Annotated in this window: 15 protein-coding genes; 6 read left to right on the forward strand and 9 right to left on the reverse strand. The window is 70.2% G+C overall.

The window, feature by feature from the left end:
* Positions 1–63: 63 nt before the first annotated feature.
* From ACFO0B_RS17335 to ACFO0B_RS17360, 6 genes are all read left to right on the forward strand, one after another.
* Positions 64–4,038 carry a lipid II flippase MurJ gene (locus ACFO0B_RS17335; RefSeq protein WP_378613840.1) on the forward strand — a complete coding sequence of 1,325 codons (3,975 nt, stop codon included), beginning with the start codon at positions 64–66 and terminating at the stop codon, positions 4,036–4,038.
* Positions 4,039–4,188: 150 nt separating this feature from the next.
* Complete coding sequence (sigM, locus tag ACFO0B_RS17340) at positions 4,189–4,791, forward strand: RNA polymerase sigma factor SigM (RefSeq protein WP_378613502.1); 603 nt, start codon at positions 4,189–4,191, stop codon at positions 4,789–4,791.
* A 120-nt stretch (positions 4,792–4,911) separates the two neighbouring features.
* Complete coding sequence (locus tag ACFO0B_RS17345) at positions 4,912–5,772, forward strand: hypothetical protein (RefSeq protein ID WP_378613503.1); 861 nt, start codon at positions 4,912–4,914, stop codon at positions 5,770–5,772.
* A gap of 113 nt (positions 5,773–5,885) precedes the next feature.
* Complete coding sequence (trxB, locus tag ACFO0B_RS17350; RefSeq protein WP_378613504.1) at positions 5,886–6,869, forward strand: thioredoxin-disulfide reductase; 984 nt, start codon at positions 5,886–5,888, stop codon at positions 6,867–6,869.
* A 32-nt stretch (positions 6,870–6,901) separates the two neighbouring features.
* Positions 6,902–7,231 (forward strand): thioredoxin, encoded by a 330-nt coding sequence (gene trxA, locus ACFO0B_RS17355; protein WP_378613505.1) that lies wholly within the window; start codon positions 6,902–6,904, stop codon positions 7,229–7,231.
* A 159-nt stretch (positions 7,232–7,390) separates the two neighbouring features.
* Entirely contained in the window at positions 7,391–8,584 is a 1,194-nt protein-coding gene (locus ACFO0B_RS17360; RefSeq protein ID WP_378613506.1) for an N-acetylmuramoyl-L-alanine amidase, read from the forward strand.
* A 64-nt stretch (positions 8,585–8,648) separates the two neighbouring features.
* Here ACFO0B_RS17360 and ACFO0B_RS17365 read toward each other — a convergent pair whose 3' ends face one another.
* The 9 genes from ACFO0B_RS17365 to rpmH form a co-directional block, all read right to left on the reverse strand.
* Positions 8,649–9,389 (reverse strand): GNAT family N-acetyltransferase, encoded by a 741-nt coding sequence (locus ACFO0B_RS17365; protein ID WP_378613507.1) that lies wholly within the window; start codon positions 9,387–9,389, stop codon positions 8,649–8,651.
* A 196-nt stretch (positions 9,390–9,585) separates the two neighbouring features.
* Complete coding sequence (locus tag ACFO0B_RS17370) at positions 9,586–10,602, reverse strand: ParB/RepB/Spo0J family partition protein (protein WP_378613508.1); 1,017 nt, start codon at positions 10,600–10,602, stop codon at positions 9,586–9,588.
* A gap of 54 nt (positions 10,603–10,656) precedes the next feature.
* Positions 10,657–11,661: a ParA family protein gene (locus ACFO0B_RS17375; RefSeq protein ID WP_378613509.1), complete on the reverse strand. Its 1,005-nt coding sequence runs from the start codon at positions 11,659–11,661 to the stop codon at positions 10,657–10,659.
* Positions 11,662–13,511: 1,850 nt separating this feature from the next.
* Positions 13,512–14,246, reverse strand: a complete 735-nt coding sequence (gene rsmG, locus ACFO0B_RS17380) for a 16S rRNA (guanine(527)-N(7))-methyltransferase RsmG (protein WP_378613510.1) — start codon at positions 14,244–14,246, stop codon at positions 13,512–13,514.
* 100 nt (positions 14,247–14,346) lie between these two features.
* Positions 14,347–14,898, reverse strand: a complete 552-nt coding sequence (locus tag ACFO0B_RS17385) for a Jag family protein (RefSeq protein WP_378613511.1) — start codon at positions 14,896–14,898, stop codon at positions 14,347–14,349.
* Positions 14,899–14,970: 72 nt separating this feature from the next.
* Positions 14,971–16,056 (reverse strand): membrane protein insertase YidC, encoded by a 1,086-nt coding sequence (yidC, locus tag ACFO0B_RS17390; protein ID WP_378613512.1) that lies wholly within the window; start codon positions 16,054–16,056, stop codon positions 14,971–14,973.
* Between the two features lie 54 nt (positions 16,057–16,110).
* The gene (yidD, locus tag ACFO0B_RS17395; protein ID WP_378613513.1) at positions 16,111–16,395 is read right to left on the reverse strand and encodes a membrane protein insertion efficiency factor YidD; all 285 of its coding nucleotides are present in this window, start codon (positions 16,393–16,395) and stop codon (positions 16,111–16,113) included.
* Positions 16,392–16,826: a ribonuclease P protein component gene (gene rnpA / locus ACFO0B_RS17400; protein ID WP_378613514.1), complete on the reverse strand. Its 435-nt coding sequence runs from the start codon at positions 16,824–16,826 to the stop codon at positions 16,392–16,394. Before rnpA ends, yidD begins: the two co-directional genes overlap by 4 nt.
* A gap of 24 nt (positions 16,827–16,850) precedes the next feature.
* Positions 16,851–16,994: a 50S ribosomal protein L34 gene (gene rpmH, locus ACFO0B_RS17405; RefSeq protein WP_071932098.1), complete on the reverse strand. Its 144-nt coding sequence runs from the start codon at positions 16,992–16,994 to the stop codon at positions 16,851–16,853.
* Between the last annotated feature and the right edge of the window lie 211 nt (positions 16,995–17,205).

A 17,205-nucleotide genomic window follows, 5' to 3' on the forward strand; every position in this document is an offset into this window, starting at 1 on the left:
CCCGGCGAACCCCGCCGCGCCGCACCCCCGCGCCGCCCCGGCGCCCAGCCCCCCTCCGGCGGCATGCCGCGCCAGCCCGCGCACCCGGGGCAACAGCGCTACCCAGCCGAGCCGGGCCAGGACCGCAGGCACGCACACGAGGCTCCGCCCGACCGCCCCGCTCCGCAGCGCATCCCGGCGGCCAAGCCCAAGCACGCCCGCCCGGCCGAGCCCGCGACCTCGCACTACGCGCAGTCCGCGCAGGCGGGCACCGCGCTCGCCGAGCCGGAGCAGCCGGAGTCCAAGGAGAGCGCGAACGCCCGCCTGCTCCGCGACTCCGGCTCGATCGCCATCGCCACCCTGGTCAGCCGGATCACCGGCTTCGGCAAGCAGCTGCTGCTGCTCGCGGTGCTCGGCCCCGCGGTGGCCAGCTCGTTCGTCTCGGCGAACCTGATCCCGAACATGATCGCCGAGCTGGTGCTCGGCGCCGTGCTCACCGCCATCGTCGTCCCCACCCTGATCCGCGCGGAACAGGAGGACGACGACAACGGCGCCGCCTTCGTCCGCCGCCTGGTCACCGCGGCGTTCACCGTGCTCGCCGTGGCCGCGCTGCTCGCCACCGCCGCCGCCCCGATCCTGGCGACGCACGTCTTCGTCTCCGCGGACGGCAAGGTGAACACCGAGCTCACCACCGCGCTCACCTTCCTGCTGGTCCCGGCGATCCTCTTCTACGGGATGTCGGCCCTGCTCACCGCGATCCTGAACACCAGGCAGGCGTTCCGGCCCGGTGCGTGGGCGCCGGTGCTGAACAACGTGGTCGTGCTGATCATGCTCGGGGCCTACGCGCTCACCCCCGGCGAGATCAGCCTGAACCCGGTCAGCATGGGCGATTCCAAACTGCTCGTCCTCGGCCTCGGCGTGACCACCGGCGTCTTCGTGCAGGCCGCCAGCCTGCTGCCCGCCATCCGCAGGCACGGCATCGACCTGCGCCCGCTGTGGGGGATCGACGCCAGGCTCAAGCAGTTCGGCCGGATGGGCATCGCGATCATCCTGTACGTGCTGATCAGCCAGGTCGGGCTGATCGTCGCGAACAACATCTCGTCGCACGCCGACGAGGCGGGCCCGGCGATCTACTCCAACGCCTGGCTGCTGCTGCAGTTGCCGTACGGCGTCCTCGGCGTCACCCTGCTCACCGCGATCATGCCGCGGCTGAGCCGCAATGCCGCCGCCGACGACACCCCCGCCGTGGTCGACGACCTCTCGGTCGCCACCCGGCTCACCATGATCGCGCTGGTCCCGGTCGTGGTCTTCCTGACCCTGGCGGGCCCGCAGGTCGGCCAGGCGCTGTTCGGCTACGCCCGGTTCGCCGAGGACGCCGAGCGGCTCGGCCTCGCGGTCAGCTGGTCGGCCTTCGCGCTGATCCCGTATTCGATGGTGCTGATCCACCTGCGCGTCTTCTACGCCCGCGAGCAGGCGTGGACGCCCACCTGGATCGTGCTCGGCATCACCGCGGTGAAGATCGTCTTCTCCGCGCTCGCCCCGGTGCTCTCCAGCGACAGCTCACACGTGGTGATCATGCTCGGTGCGGCCAACGGTCTCGGCTACACCGCGGGCGCGATCATCGGCGGCTACCTGCTGCACCGCAGCCTCGGCGACCTCCGCATGGCGAATGTCGGGCGCACGGTGTCCCGGGTGGCGCTCGCCGCGATCGCGGGCGGCGCGGTGATGCTGATCGTGGACCGGGTGCTCGGGCTCGGCAAGCTCTCCGAGGCGTTCGGCGGCCCGGGCTCGCTGATCCGGGTCGCGATCCTCGCGGTCGTGATGTTCGGCGTCGCCTTCGGGCTGATGCGCCTGGCGGGAATCCCGGAGATCGTCGCGATCACCGTCGCCGTCTCGCGCCGCCTCGGCATCACCCCGCCCGCCCCGGATCTCGACCTCGACGCGAAGGTCGACGAGGGCGCGACCCGGGTGCTGCAGCGTCGCGACCAGTACGAATACCCTCGGTTCGACCCGTACGGGGATTCCACCCAGACCATGGTGCTTCCGGTCATCCGGCCGGACGCCGTTGGCCGTACCGGTTCGGGCCACTTCCCGTACCCTGTTCGGCAGAGAAGCACAAGTGGTGACGACGAGACTTCGACGTATCCGTCCGAAGGAGGACCGAGGGTGAGCGACGACGCGGTGGGCGGCGTCCCGGCCGACGATTCTCCAGGGAACCGGCCCGCCGGGCTCTCCACCGAGCATCGGCCCGCGGACCAGCCGCCACAGCAGGAGCAGGGCGGCCGGGTGCCGCCGCAGGCCCCGGTGCCAGGCGCTCCGCCGCAGGGGGTGCCGCCGCGGGACGCGGAGGCGACGGTCCGGATCGGCCCAGGCGACCTTCCGCCGGCGGCGGTCGTGCCGCCGGGAGCGCAGCCCGACACCGGCTCGGCGCACGCCCACCCGCCGCGCGATCCGATGTACGACACCGGCATGCTGCCGATTCCGCCGGTCGGCGGCGAGCAGGGGCCGGGCCGCCGGATCCCGCGCGGCCCGAAGCTCATCCCGGGCGCCTCGGTCGCCGGCGGCCGCTACCGGCTGCTCGCCGACTGCGGCGGCTCGCGCGGGCTCAAGTTCTGGCAGGCGCTCGACATCAAGCTGGACCGTGAGGTCGCGCTGACCTTCGTCGACGCCGACCAGAAGTCGGGGGAGAACTCCGGGCAGGACGGCCCGCAGGCCATCCTCTCCCGCACCCTGCGGCTCGGCCGGATCAACTCGCCCGGCCTGGCCAGGGTGCTCGACGTGGTGCGCGGCTCCTCCGGCGGCATCGTGGTCGCCGAGTGGACCCCCGGCCGCTCGCTGCGCGAGATGGCCGAGACCGTTCCCTCCCCGATCGGCGCCGCGCGCGCCATCCGGGTGCTCGCCTCCGCCGCCGAGCTGGCGCACCGCGGCGGCGGCGCGCTCTCCATCGACCACCCGGACCGGGTGCGCATCAGCGCCTCCGGCGACGCCGTGCTCGCCTTCCCCGGCACGCTCAGCGACGCCGACGCCCAGGGCGACGTGCGCGGCCTCGGCGCCATGCTCTACGCCCTGATCCTGGCCCGCTGGCCGATCCGCTCCGGCGGGCTGAGCGGCCAGGCCGCCACCGTCGGCGGGCTCCGGCTCGCCGACTTCGGCGCGGACGGCACGCCGGTGGAGCCGCGCCAGGTGCGGCCCGAGGTGCCCTTCGAGATCTCCGCGGTCGCGGTGCGCTCGCTGGAGTCGAACAAGGGCGTGCGCACCGCCGCCACCGTCCAGCACGTGCTGGAGCAGGCGTCGGTGGTCGACCAGAAGACCGACTTCATCCCGGTGCTCCGGCTCGGCCAGCGGCAGCAGCCGCCGGTCGAGGAGTCGCTCGCCGACCCGGAGCTGCTCGCCGCCGAGCGGGAGCGCTCGCAGCGGATGCTCTGGATCATGGTCGGGCTCGGCATCCTGGCCGCGCTCGTCGTCGGCATCGTGATCTGGTGGACGGTCAGCATGTTCGCGGGCGGCGAGCCGTCCGAGCCGCTGGACAAGTCCAACAACATCGGCCTGACCAGCGAGACCACCGCCCCGCCCGCCGCGCCGATCGGTCCGGCCGAGCCGGCGGCGAACGGCAGCGCCGGCGCGCCGGTGCCCGCCACCGCGATCGGCGTCTTCTCCCCGGAGGGCACGCCGGACGGCACCGGTAGCGCCGACGCCGTGATCGACCGCGACCCGTCCAGCACCTGGCGCACCGACCAGTACTTCCAGCAGTTCCCGGCGCTGAAGAAGGGCGTCGGGCTGCTGGCAACGCTGCCGACCCCGGCGCGGCTGAACTCGGTCGCCATCGAGTCGCCGAGCGCGGGCACGACGGTGGAGATCCGCACCTCGCCCACCGAGTCGCCGACGCTGGACCAGACCCAGCTGATCGGCTCGGCCCGGCTGCAGAACGGCGTCACCGACATTCCGGTCCGCACCGATCAGGCCGCGCGCTACGTGCTGGTCTGGATCACCGGCCTCGGCAACGACGGCGGCCGCTTCCAGACCACCATCGGCGAGCTCCGCTTCGACGCCGCGCCCTGAAAATCCCTGCGTAACACGGGTTCACCAGCCCTCTCGGCCCGGTTGCTACCAAATCGTTACTGACGCTATGATCGCTGCGCGCTCTCGGCAGGGGAGCTGGTGCAGGCGACCGCGCCCGCACCGCAGCGAGCGCAGTCCAAGGGGTTGGCATTGTCGTCCGAAGTGAACCGCGGGGGGAAGTCGCGGCCGTTCGAGCCCGGCGAGCCCAGCGATATCGAACTGCTGCGCGCGCACGTCGCCGGGGAGCAGCACGCCTTCGCGGAGCTGCTCCGCAGGCACCGCGACCACCTCTGGCAGACCGCCATGCGGATCGCCTACACCAGGGAGGACGCGGCCGATTCGCTGCAGGACGCGCTGCTGAACGCGCACCGCACCGCCGCCTCGTTCCGCGGTGACTCCGAGGTGCGCAGCTGGATGCACACCATCGTGGTGAACGCCTGCCTCGACCGGATCCGGCGGAACAAGACCAGGCGGGCCGTCTCGCTCTCGCCGGAGACCATGCCGGACCCGGCGGATCCCCGGAATGGAATCGCCGAATTGGAAGTTTCGTTGATGCTCGGGCGGGCACTGTTCACCTTGCCGCCGGATCAGCGCGCGGCGGTGGTCGCGGTGGACCTGGAGGGGCTCAGCGTCGCGGAGACGGCGGTGCTGCTCGGGGTCGCCGAGGGCACGGTCAAGAGCCGGTGCGCGCGTGCCCGGCTCCGGCTGCGGGAGCAGCTGGAGGATCTCCGTGACCCGGGGAACCGGACGTAGCGGCGGTGCGTCATAAGTAGTGACGGACCACAGCGCGATGACCATGACGACCGCCCCCGTCGCGAAGGGGACCTGTGATGCCAGGTGAGTTCCATGTCGGATGAGAACAGCGGAGGTTCGATGGTGACCCGATCGGTCCCGCAGCCTCCGTTCTCCGTGGACGTGCTGGCCGATCTCCACGCGGGCAACCTCGAACCCGAGGTCCGCGAGCAGCTGTGGCCCGCCGTCAATCGCGATCCCGACGCGCTCCGCGTGCTGCGCTCGCTGGACGAGGTGAGCACCCGGATTCGCGCGCTCGGCGCCGAGGAGCGGGTCGTGCACGCCATGCCCGCCGATATCGCCGCCCGGTTGGAACGGTTCGTCACCGATCTCGACGGGGTCGAGCCGACCGAACAGCTCGGGCATCGGTCCGCGCCGGCGCGACCCGGGTCTCCCGCCGGCGACGTCGAGGCCACGAACCGGCTCGCCCCCGGCGATGTCGGGGCGACAGTGCGGCTCGACGCCACCGACGACAGTGCGCACCCCGGAAGCCGTCGCACGGAGACCGTGGTCCCGCCGGCTGCCCGGCGCAGGCGGCCCGCGTACCTGCTCACCGCGGCGGCCGCCGTGCTCCTGGTACTCGCCGTCGGCGTCGGCATCACCGCCATCCTGCGCACCGGCACCGAGACCGGCACCCCGACCGCGCAGCCGCCGACCGCCCTCGACGTCGGCGACCAGCTCACCTCCGCCGCGGCGCTCGGCATCATGGGCCGCAACGACGTCACCGGCCCGCTCGGCAGCGCCGCCGCCCTGCAGCGCTGCGTCGCCGCCAACGGCCTGGAGCGCACCGTGCTCGGCTCCACCGACGTGGTCTTCCGCGGCGGCCCGGCCGTGCTGGTCCTGCTCGCCGGACCGCGCTCGCCCGGCGTCACCGCGCTGGTCGTCGGCACCGGCTGCACCACCGGCGACCCGCAGCAGCTCACCCGCACCGACATCGGGTGATCGCCCGCACAGCCACCGATTTGGCCCCCGAGCGGCCCGCACCACCGGGAATTCCACCCGATACCCTGGTGTTGACCGAGACGTCAGACGTCCCACTCCTTCGGAAGGGCCCCATGAGCACGCCTGTTCGCGACCTGATCATCGTCGGCTCCGGCCCCGCCGGGTACACCGCCGCCGTGTACGCCGCGCGCGCCGAGCTCGAGCCACTGCTGTTCGAGGGCACCCAGTTCGGCGGCGCGCTGATGACCACCACCGAGGTGGAGAACTTCCCCGGCTTCCGCGCGGGCATCATGGGCCCCGACCTCATGGACGAGATGCGCGAACAGGCCAAGCGCTTCGGCACCGAGATCCGCACCGAGGACGTCGACGCCATCGACCTCTCCGGCCCGATCAAGACCGTGACCGTCGGCGACGAGACCTACCGCGCCAACGCGATCATCCTCGCCATGGGCTCGGCCGCCCGCTACCTCGGCGTTCCCGGTGAGGAGAAGCTGCTCGGCCGCGGCGTCAGCGCCTGCGCCACCTGTGACGGTTTCTTCTTCAAGGGCCAGGAGATCGTGGTCGTCGGCGGCGGTGACTCGGCGATGGAGGAGGCGATCTTCCTGACCAAGTTCGCCACCACCGTCACCATCGTGCACCGGCGCGAGGAGTTCCGCGCCTCCCGCATCATGCTGGAGCGCGCCAAGGCCAACGACAAGATCAAGTTCGTGCTGAACACCGAGGTCGTGCAGGTCAACGGCGATTCCGCGGTGACGAGCCTGACCCTGCGTGACACCAGGACCGGGGAGACCTCCGAGCTCGCCGCCACCGGGCTCTTCGTCGCGATCGGCCACGACCCGCGCAGCGAGCTGGTGCGCGGCCAGGTCGAGCTCGACGCCGACGGCTACGTCCAGGTGCAGCACCCGACCACCGCCACGAACGTCCCCGGCGTCTTCGCCGTCGGCGATCTCGTGGACCACATCTACCGCCAGGCGATCACCGCGGCGGGCACCGGGTGCCGCGCCGCGATCGACGCCGAGCGGTGGCTGGGCGAGCAGGGCGACATCACGTCGAACACGCTCGACCACGCCGGTTCCCCGGTGACCCCGGTGTCCTGACGGACCCCGTTCCAGCGCAAGGAGATACCCCGTTGTCCGACAAGAAGACAGTGACCGTCACCGACGCCTCGTTCGCCGACGACGTCCTGCTCAGCGAGAAGCCCGTACTCGTCGACTTCTGGGCCGACTGGTGCGGCCCGTGCAAGATGGTCGCCCCCGTGCTGGAGGAGATCGCAGGCACGCACGCCGACAAGCTCACCATCGCCAAGCTGGACGTGGATGCCAACCCCGGCACGGCCCGCGACTACGAGGTGCTCTCGCTGCCGACCATGATGCTGTTCGCCGGTGGCAAGCCGGTCAAGAGCATCGTCGGGGCCAAGGGCAAGGCCGCGCTGCTGCGCGAACTCGACGGCGTCATCTGACGCCGGGAACAGCCGGCTCCCCGTAGGATGCCGGGGACCCGCGATTGCGGGGTTGTGGCCGAGGTCTGCGACAATCGACCGACGCTTCCGGTCGTGCGAGGGTTCACACCGTCGCATGAGTGGGTACCCGGGATCAACGGAAGGAAAGGGCCCTCACGCATGCACCGACTTCGTCACGGCGACGGCGGTCCGGCGGTCGCGGAAGTCCGGAGCACCCTGGCGAGTCTGGGATTCCTGAACTCTCACGCGGGCGCGGATCAGAACGACCCGCCGGAGTACTGGAAGGATGTCGAGGCGTCCTTCGACCATCCGCTCGACTCCGCGGTGCGCGCCTTCCAGCAGCACCGCGGGCTGCTGGTGGACGGCATCGTCGGCCCGGCGACCTACCGGGCGCTCAAGGAAGCCTCCTACCGGCTCGGCGCCCGCACCCTCATCTATCAGCTCTCCGCGCCGCTGTACGGCGACGACGTCGCCACGCTGCAGCGCCGGTTGCAGGATCTCGGCTTCTACGTGCACCGGGTGGACGGCTACTTCGGCCCGCACACGCACGAGGGGCTGACCGCCTTCCAGCGCGAGATCGGGCTGGCCGCCGACGGGATCTGCGGCCCGGACACCCTGCGCTCGCTCGAGCTGCTCGGCGCCCGCGTCACCGGCGGCAATCCGCACCGGATCGCCGAGGAGGAGGTCGTGCACCGGGCCGGGCCGCAGCTCACCGGCAAGCGCATCGTGATCGACCCTGGCCTCGGCGGCCCCGATCGCGGGCATTCGGTAGCCACCGAGTTCGGCGACGTCTACGAGTCCGAGGTGCTCTGGGATCTGGCCGCCAGGCTGGAGGGCCGGATGGCGGCCACCGGCATGGAGACCTTCCTCTCCCGGCCCTGGAACGCCAACCCCAGCGATGCCGAGCGCGCCGAGACCTCCAACGCCTTCGACGCCGACCTGATGATCTCGCTGCGCTGCGCCACCAATCCGAGCCCGTCGGCGAACGGCGTTGCCGGCTTCTACTTCGGCAACTCGCACGGCTCGGTCTCGATGATCGGCCAGGTGCTGGCCGGCTACATCCAGCGCGAGGTGGTGGCGCGGACCTCGCTGCAGGACTGCCGCACGCACCCGCGCACCTGGGATCTGCTCCGGCTCACCAAGATGCCGACGGTCCAGGTCGACATCGGCTACCTGACCAACGAATACGACGCCTCGGTGCTCACCACGCCCCGGATGCGCGACGTGATCGCCGAGGCCATCCTGGTGTCGGTGAAGCGGCTGTACCTGCTCGGCCAGGACGATCAGCCCACCGGCACCTACACCTTCGCCGAGCTGCTGGCCGAGGAGCTCGCCGCGGCCGACCGGATGTGATCTGCCCTCTTCACGACAGTGGCCGCGCCCGATTTCCGGGCGCGGCCACTGTCGTTTCCGGGGATCAGCAGGTCGCGCCGACGCGAGCGGGCGGGGTCATCGAGGCGGCCGCGAGGAGCTGGTCGAGCGCGCGCTCGACGTCCTCCTTCCAGCCGTGGTCGGAGTCGATCTCCAGCCGCAGCCGCGGGAAGCGGTGGTGCGGCGCCACCACCTCGAAACCGGCGTCCTCCAGGAAGTCGGCCTCGATCATGCAGGTCTCCGGCGAGCACGGGCCGATGGCCGCGCTCGCGCTCGGCGCGGCGCCGAGCGAGGGGCTGTCGATCCGCTCCATCAGCCGCATGGAGCCCGCGGTGCGATCACCGAGCAGGGTGGCCGGGGGAGCGGAGCGAATGCCGAACGCCTCCAGGGCGCGCACGCCGCGGCGCACCAGATCGGCCACCACGGCCCGGATCAGCTGGTGGGTGATGTCTCGGTCCGCGTAGACGGCTTCGGCCCGCAGCGTGGTCAACAGGACGGCATCCGGGCTCACCGGCGAGGTCGGAAACAGCCCGGCGCGCGGAACCGCGTTCGGCGGTGAGTAGAGGGCGCAGCCCGCGCCCTGCCCGTCCACCTGAGCGATCTGACCGCAGGAGCCCCACTCCAGCATGACCGTGGAGAGCCAGGCTTCTTTCTCGAAGACCGGGTCGCTGAATTCCCTGGAGTCCTCGGCGACCGCGGGATCGATCTCCCAGAAGACGCACCGCCGCGCATGGGTGGGCAACTTGTCGAGCTCCCCGAGGGTGAGTGCTGTGACGCTGGTCGACACCGCTCTGCTCAGCCTCCAGCTTTCCGATTCGTCTACGCTCACTGGTCTCGCTCGCAAGAATAGGCGATCCGCCAAAATCCGAAACCCTTCGGGGGTGAAGCCGATTTCACAGTCGGATTTCCGGCACTGTCACAGTGACGTTTCACGCCTGGCCTCTCGGTCGTCGGCTGGCAGCGCCGAAAATCGACAATTCGGGTCACCCACCGAGCTGCTGCTGCTCCATCATTCCGACGATGCGTTCCAGGTCCTCGACCGAGCCGAACTCGACAACGATCTTGCCCTTCCGCTTGCCCATGCTGACGACGACCCTGGTGTCGAACGACTCGGAGAGCCGCTCGGCCACGGTCTGCAACCCCGGCATGTGGATCGGCTTGCGCCGCACGGGAGCGGGCTTGATCACCGAGTCGTCGCGGTTGGCGAGGGTGACGGCCTCCTCGGTGGCCCGCACCGAGAGTCCCTCGGCGACGATCCGGGCGGCCAGCACCTCCTGGGCATCCGCACCGGCGTCCAGGCCGAGCAGGGCGCGGGCGTGACCGGCGGAGAGCACGCCCGCCGCGACCCGGCGCTGCACCGGGATCGGCAGCTTCAGCAGCCGGATCATGTTGGTGATCACCGGGCGGGAGCGGCCGAGCTTGCCTGCCAGCTCCTCGTGCGTGACGCCGAACTCCTCCAGCAGCTGCTGGTAGGCGGCCGCCTCTTCGAGCGGGTTGAGCTGCACCCGGTGGATATTTTCCAGCAGCGCGTCGCGCAGCATGGAGTCGTCGGCGGTCTCCCGGACGATGGCCGGGATCGCGGTGAGCCCGGCCTCCTGGCTCGCCCGCCACCGCCGCTCGCCCATGACGATCTGGTAGCGGTCGGCGCCCGGCTGCACCCGGCGGACCACGATCGGCTGCATCAGCCCGAACTCGCGAATCGAGTGCACCAGCTCCGCGAGCGCGTCCTCTTCGAAGTAGGTGCGCGGCTGCTTGGGGTTCGGCTCGATCTTGTCCGGCGGGATCTCGCGGTAGACCGCGGCGCCGGTGTCGACCAGTCCGGTGAGGTCGGGGAGTTCGGCGGCGCCGATCGGCACCGCACGGGGGAGGGGAGTCGGCGTCGGCGGCGCCTCGGTGAAAGCGGTGCCGTTCCCGTTGCCGTTGCCGGGCGCGCCGACCGGACCCGTCGGAATCAACGCGGCCAGCCCGCGTCCCAATCCGCCCTTCTTCGCCTGCGTCATCGGCCTACCGATCCCTTCCTTGTTCGCCACCCTTTTCTCGATCGTCGCAGGCGGTCAGGCACTGGCGGCGTCGTCGCGCTGCGCCGCGCCGCGGGCGGCGATTTCCCGGCCCGCGTCGAGGTAGCTCATGGCGCCCCGGGAACCGGGATCGTAGTCGAGCACCGTCATGCCGTAGCCGGGCGCCTCGGAGACCTTGACGCTGCGCGGGATCACCGAGCGCAGCACCACGTCACCGAAGTGCGCGCGCACCTCCTCGGCCACCTGGTCGGCCAGCTTGGTCCGGCCGTCGTACATCGTGAGGATGACGGTGGAGACGTGCAGCTCCGGGTTGAGGTGCGCCTGCACCAGCCCGATATTGCGGATGAGCTGCCCGACGCCTTCCAGCGCGTAGTACTCGCACTGGATCGGGATCAGCACCTCCTTCGCCGCCACCATCGCGTTGACGGTGAGCAGGCCGAGCGAGGGCGGGCAGTCGATCATGACGTAGTCGATGTTGTACCCGGCGAGATTGGCCTCCTGGATGGCGGACTTCAGCCTGCCCTCCCTGGCGACCATGGACACGAGCTCGATCTCCGCGCCCGCGAGGTCGATCGTGGCCGGAATGCAGAGCAGCCGTTCGCTGTGCGGGCTGGTCTTGATCGCCTCCTGCACCGTGGTCTCGCCGATGAGGAGTTCGTAGCTGGAGGGCACGCCCGAGTAGTGGTCGATACCGAGGGCGGTGCTGGCATTGCCCTGCGGATCGAGGTCGATCACCAGCACGGTCATGCCCTGGTGCGCCAGCGCGGCCGCCAGATTCACCGCCGTGGTGGTCTTGCCAACGCCGCCCTTCTGGTTGGCGATCGTCATGATGCGCTGTTCACGCGGCTTCGGCACGGTCACACCTCCTGGATGAAGCACTTGACTGGCCCGATGCGCTTCCACGGCGATCGGGGTCTCGCTCGCGGAAATGTGCCCGAAGGGCGTGTTTCCGATCGACTCCGCATCGAAGCTGCTGGAGTCCAACATCCCAGGAACTCTCGACGTGGTTTCCCGTGAAACATTCGCCGGCCCGCTCGACATAACTGCTCCTAACCCGAGAACTCACGACCCCGCACACCGGCACGCATGCGCACGGAGTCGGATCGTTCACAGCCGTGTCGGGGGATCGAGATGCGTTGATCGGATTCGCGAGACCCGATGGTCCGAGCGGAGCATTCCGCTGCCGCCGTTGACACCCACATCCCTTCGTGGCAACTACGCTCACGCCGACGGTGACTACTTTGCCAGCAGTGCGGGCGGAACGAAAGCTGAATCGCGGCGGGGCGTGTACGACACGCGGAATGTGCGCGGTTTCCCGTGAAACAACGGTCGTTTTTCGCAGTTGCGGTTGGTTCGGGGCGGTTTGCGGGGGAGCGGGGTCGGATTGCGTTTCCCGTGAAACAGTGAGTACCGGCGCTCTTCTGTCTCGTGGATCGCGGAGTCGGTGTGGGTGATTCTCACTCCGAGCGCGGGATGGGCGACTCGAGGTTGTGAGCCCGCACGGCTCGGCTGACGGCCAACTGCTCCTTCGCGACCTGCGCGCGCCGGTGGCGGCCATCGACTGGTGGCGGGTGATCGGTGGTGCACGACCTCGGCATCACCGCCACCCACGCCGCGGCACCCGGTTCGAGACCGGCTCGGAGATCTGCACGGTCCACGCCACCGCCGTCAGGCCCTGACGTACGGGCGGAGCCTACGTCCAGCCAGCCCGCGCCGAGGCCCGGTGCGCACATCACTGCCTGTCAACGACTACTGGCCCCCGGACTGGATTCGCGGTGCGCGGAAGCTGATAGCGCAGCGTCAACGCGACCCCCGGTATACAGCGGCGGTACCCGATTTGAGCCAACGGGTGGCGGGACCGAGTCGCGACCCGAGCTCTGACGCTCCCAGCCGCGCCCCGGACCGGGCGGGCAACCGACACTGACCACGCGGCAAGGGGTAGGCCGACTGGGGCGCACTCGCATGCGGCGTCCGCAGGGAACTGAGCACGCGGACCGAAACCGGCGCCGGGTTCAACCGGCGCTGACAATCCAAGCGGCAGGCAGCGACCGCGCATTTCGAGCAGGTGCGAGTTAGAGGTCGACCTCGCACGCGGCTTCTGGCGCCTCGCACCCAATAGCGCCGAGCGAGCTGATTCACGTGAAACATCGCTGTCCCGCGATCAACGCGACACGCTGTTCGGAAGCACCTGTCAGTGATGTGGCCCTACTGTGTTTCACGGGAAACATTCGCGCCGACGGCCCACATCGCGAACGCCCCGTCACACCCTGAGCACGACGATGGACGCAGAGCGGACGAGCTCGACGGTCCACGACTCCTGGAGATCGCAGGCAGCACGATCGCGCCGACCCGCTCGCGCGAGCGTCGAGTCCTCCAACCGCCGAAGACCGATCTTCATCGCACGTCTCCGCGGGCCGCCCAGCCGCATGCAGTGCGACGCGCCGCGCCTCGACCCCGGACCGTGCCACCTCGGGTCACGCGAGCGATCAACTCAGCGTCGGCACGCGAAGAGGGGAGTGCGCGTAGCGCCACCTCGCGGACCGGCTCTCACAACGCCTCCGAACCGCTGGCCAGCTCTCGACGAACACCACTCCCGGCCCCGGCTCGCCACGCAGCGCGCCGCCGATGATCAGCGACGCACTCTTCCCGCGTCTCCCGTGACCATGCGGACGGAACGCCGCGGCTCAGTCGACCGCCCGGACCAAGCGCCGCGTCCCGACATCACACAACACGACCGTCGACATCGGAAGCGGGGTGCCCGCACCCTCACCCTGGACCGCTCTGCACCGGCGCCTGTCGCCGGCCTCCCCGCGCATACCACCGATCGGCACCGAACCCGCGAAGACCGACCGGGCCCCACCCCACCCACGTTCCACGTGAAACGTGAACCCCTACCGCCCTCGAACCTCACCCTTCCGCCCCTTCGCTGCACGCCGCAGCGCGGCCCGCTCCGAGCGGGGGAGCGACTCCGCCGACACCACCAGCGTCGGCACCGCCAGAACGTCACCCCCGCACTCGAGCACCGCCACGCCCCCGGCACCGGCCCGAGCCAGATCGTGCGCATCCCGCTCGACCTCGTCCCGCGCACTGTTCCCCTTGAGCGCGAGCATCCGCCCGTGATCCCGAAGCAGCGGCATCGACCACTGCGCGAGCTTGCCGAGCGGAGCGACGGCACGGGACGTCACGACATCGGCCCCGCCGACCTCCTTCAGCACCCCGTCCTGTTCGGCGCGCCCCCGGACCACGGTCACCGGCAGCTCGGCCTCCTCCAGGAACTCGCTGAGAAAGACGGTCCGGCGCAGCAGCGGCTCGACGAGCGAGATGCGAAGATCCGGCCGGGCAATGGCGAGCGGGATCCCGGGTAGCCCGGCACCACTGCCGACGTCGACGACGGTCGCCCCCGGCTCGATCAACTCACCGAGGACGGCACAGTTGAGGATGTGCCGATCCCATAGCCGGGGCACCTCGCGCGGGCCGATGAGCCCGCGCTCCACACCGGACGAGGCGAGCGCGGCGTGGTACCGCACCGCGAGCGGCAGACGGTCGCCGAAGATCAGCGCTGCGGCCGGCGGCGGCTCGACGAGACTCGGCTCGACGGCGCCGGGATCAGGTTCCACGTGAAACATCCTTCCGAACACAGGGGAGGTGCAGCGGACCCGGAGACGGCGAGGGCCTCCGGTCCGGAGACCAGAGGCCCTATCCAATCATCCGCCGCGGCGGGGTACTTCACGCAGGGACGACCACCACGTGCCGGTTCGGCTCGACGCCCTCGCTCTCGCTGGCGACGCCGTCCACCGATGCGACCGCGTCATGCACGATCTTCCGCTCGAACGGGGTCATCGGCACGAGCGGCTCGGGGGCGCCGCTGGCGAGCACCCGCTGCGCCGCGGCCTCGCCGAGCGCGCTCAGCTCGGTGCGGCGCTTGGCCCGCCAGCCGGCGACGTCGAGCATGAGCCGGCTGCGCTCGCCGGTCGCCTGCTGGACCGCGAGGCGGGTCAGCTCCTGCAGCGCGTCGAGCACCTCACCGTTGCGGCCGACGAGCTTGGTGAGATCGCTGCCGCCGTCGATGCTCACCACGGCGCGATCACCTTCGACATCGAGATCGATGTCACCGTCGAAATCGAGTACGTCGAGCAGCTGCTCGAGGTAATCGCCTGCGATCTCGCCCTCTTCGATGAGCGCCTCTTCGGCGTCGGTCTCGACCTCGTCGGTCTCCGGATCGGCGTTCACAGTCGTCGTCGCCACGATGGCTTCCCCTCCGTCGATCTCAGCAGTCATGTGATTTTCCTTCATCTGTTCTCCGCGGGTAACGGTTCGCCTCGCCCCGTTACCCGCGACGACGGACAGCGGTCAGCGCCTGCGCTTCTGATTGGCCCGGCCGCGGTTGGCGGGGCGCTTCTGCCCGCCGGGACGCTTCTGGCCGGAGTTCTTACCGGGTGCCTTCGCAGCGGGCTTGGCAGCGGGCGTGGAGCCGTTGGTGCTCGCGGCCTCCTCCGTCTCGTCCGCCGGCTGCTGCGGCTTCTTCCTGGTGTCCACCGGCTTGGCGCCCGGCTTCGGGGCGTTCTGCGAGCGCAGGTCCAGCTTCGCCTGCTTCTTGGCTTCCTCTTCCTGCTCCATGCGGCCGAAGACGAGGTGCTGCTGCCCGTAGGTCCAGATGTTGTTGGAGACCCAGTAGAGCAGGATGGCGATCGGCAGGAACGGACCGCCGACGAGCACGCCGAGCGGGAAGACCCAGAGCGCGAGCTTGTTCATGATCGCGGCCTGCGGGTTGGCCGCGGCCTCCGGCGTCTGCCTGGCGACCGAGGCGCGCGCGTTGAAGTGGGTCGCGATGCTGGCGATCACCATGAGCGGGACAGCGACGAGCGCGATGCTCAGCTTGCTCGGCACCCCGCCCCAGTCGGCGAAGGCCTGCAGCTCGGAGACGGGCGCGGTGATGAACGCGGAGATCGGCGCGCCGAAGATGCGGGCGCTCAGGAAGGACTGGACGTCGACCGCGCTGAAGACGTAATTCGGGGTGTGCGCGTTGTCGTAGGCGTTCATGCCGAGCTGGCCGACGCCGTGGCCGGTGCGGTTGAAGGAGCGGAGCACATGGAACAGGCCGAGGAAGACCGGCACCTGGGCCAGGATCGGCAGGCAACCCATGAGCGGGTTGAAGCCGTTCTCCTTCTGCAGCTTCTGCATCTCCGTCGCCATCTTCTGGCGATCGTTCTTGTACTTCTTCTGCAGCTCCTTGATCTGGGGCTGCAGCTCCTGCATCTGCTTGGTGGTCCGCACCTGACGCACGAAGGGCTTGTACAGCACCAGCCGCAGCGTGAAGACGAGGAACACCACCGCCAGCGCCCAGCTGGCACCGTTGTCCGCGCCGAACACGAACCCGAATACTCGGTGCCAGAACCACAGAATCCAGGACACCGGATAGTAGATGAAATCGAGCACGGTTCTGTGTACTCCCGTCGTTACGTCTCGCCGACCACCGCTGGCGGCGATCCTTTACCAAGCCTTCGGCCCCGCCGCGTCCGCGGTGCGGCGCGCGCCTCGCTTCCGTTCCGGAACCGGGTCCCACCCACCAGGGTGCCAGGGCGCACATTTGACCAGTCGCACGACCGTCAGCAACAGCCCGATCACCAGCCCCCGGGTCCGCAGCGCGGTGACCGCGTACTCGCTACAGGTGGGGGTGAATCGGCAGATCGGCATGCGGGTGGGGGACACGTAGGTCCGATACAGCTCGATCAGGAAGATCAGCGCGTTCGCGGGCAGCCGGGCGATGTGCTTCACGGCGGACTGCCCGCCCGCTCGGTCGCCCCGAGCTTGCGCAGCGCCGCGCGGAGCTGCCGGAGCAGGTCGTCCGAGGCGGCCGCGGCGGAGCCGGGGAGTGCCCGGATCACGATGTCGATCTCCGCGGGCAGCTCGGGCTGCACCTGGGCGCAGATATGACGCAGGCGGCGGGCGACGCGGTGACGGATCACCGCGTTGCCCACCGCCTTGCTGACGATCAGGCCGAATCGGGGCCCGCCGATGCGGACCGCAGGCTCGGCCGGTAGTGGCTGCGCTGGTTCGCTCCCGATGGCTGCGGACGTGCCGGAACCCTGGTCGTACTCGTGCGTGAACGCGTGCACGACCAGATCTCGTCTCCCGATTCGCTGGCCGCGGCGCACCGCCCGGGAGAAATCGGCACGATGATGCAACCGATACGGCTCAGGCAACACCCGAGCGTCCGAGAGCGATCGGGATCAGGCAGTCAGTTCGGAGCGGCCCTTGCGGCGCCGCGCCGAGACGATGGCGCGACCCGCACGGGTGCGCATCCGGAGGCGGAAGCCGTGCACCCGCGCCCGACGACGGTTGTTCGGCTGGAACGTCCGCTTGCCCTTGGCCACGGTTGAACACTCCTCGAGTCGGTGGGCGCCGCGCGGCGCCCGAAGCTTGTCGGTGATACATCTGTCCGGCCTCGTCGGCGCGGATCAGTCCCGGCGCACAGTCGGTCGATCACGACCGAATCCGGTCAGCACAGGACCACCCATCACACCAGGGGATGACTGTATGAGGGTACTGAACCCGTTGGAGCAGGTCAAACTCGCCCCCGGCGTT

Origin of the sequence: Nocardia jiangsuensis (genome assembly GCF_042650385.1) — a bacterium.
GTDB classification, from domain to species: Bacteria; Actinomycetota; Actinomycetes; order Mycobacteriales; family Mycobacteriaceae; genus Nocardia; species Nocardia jiangsuensis.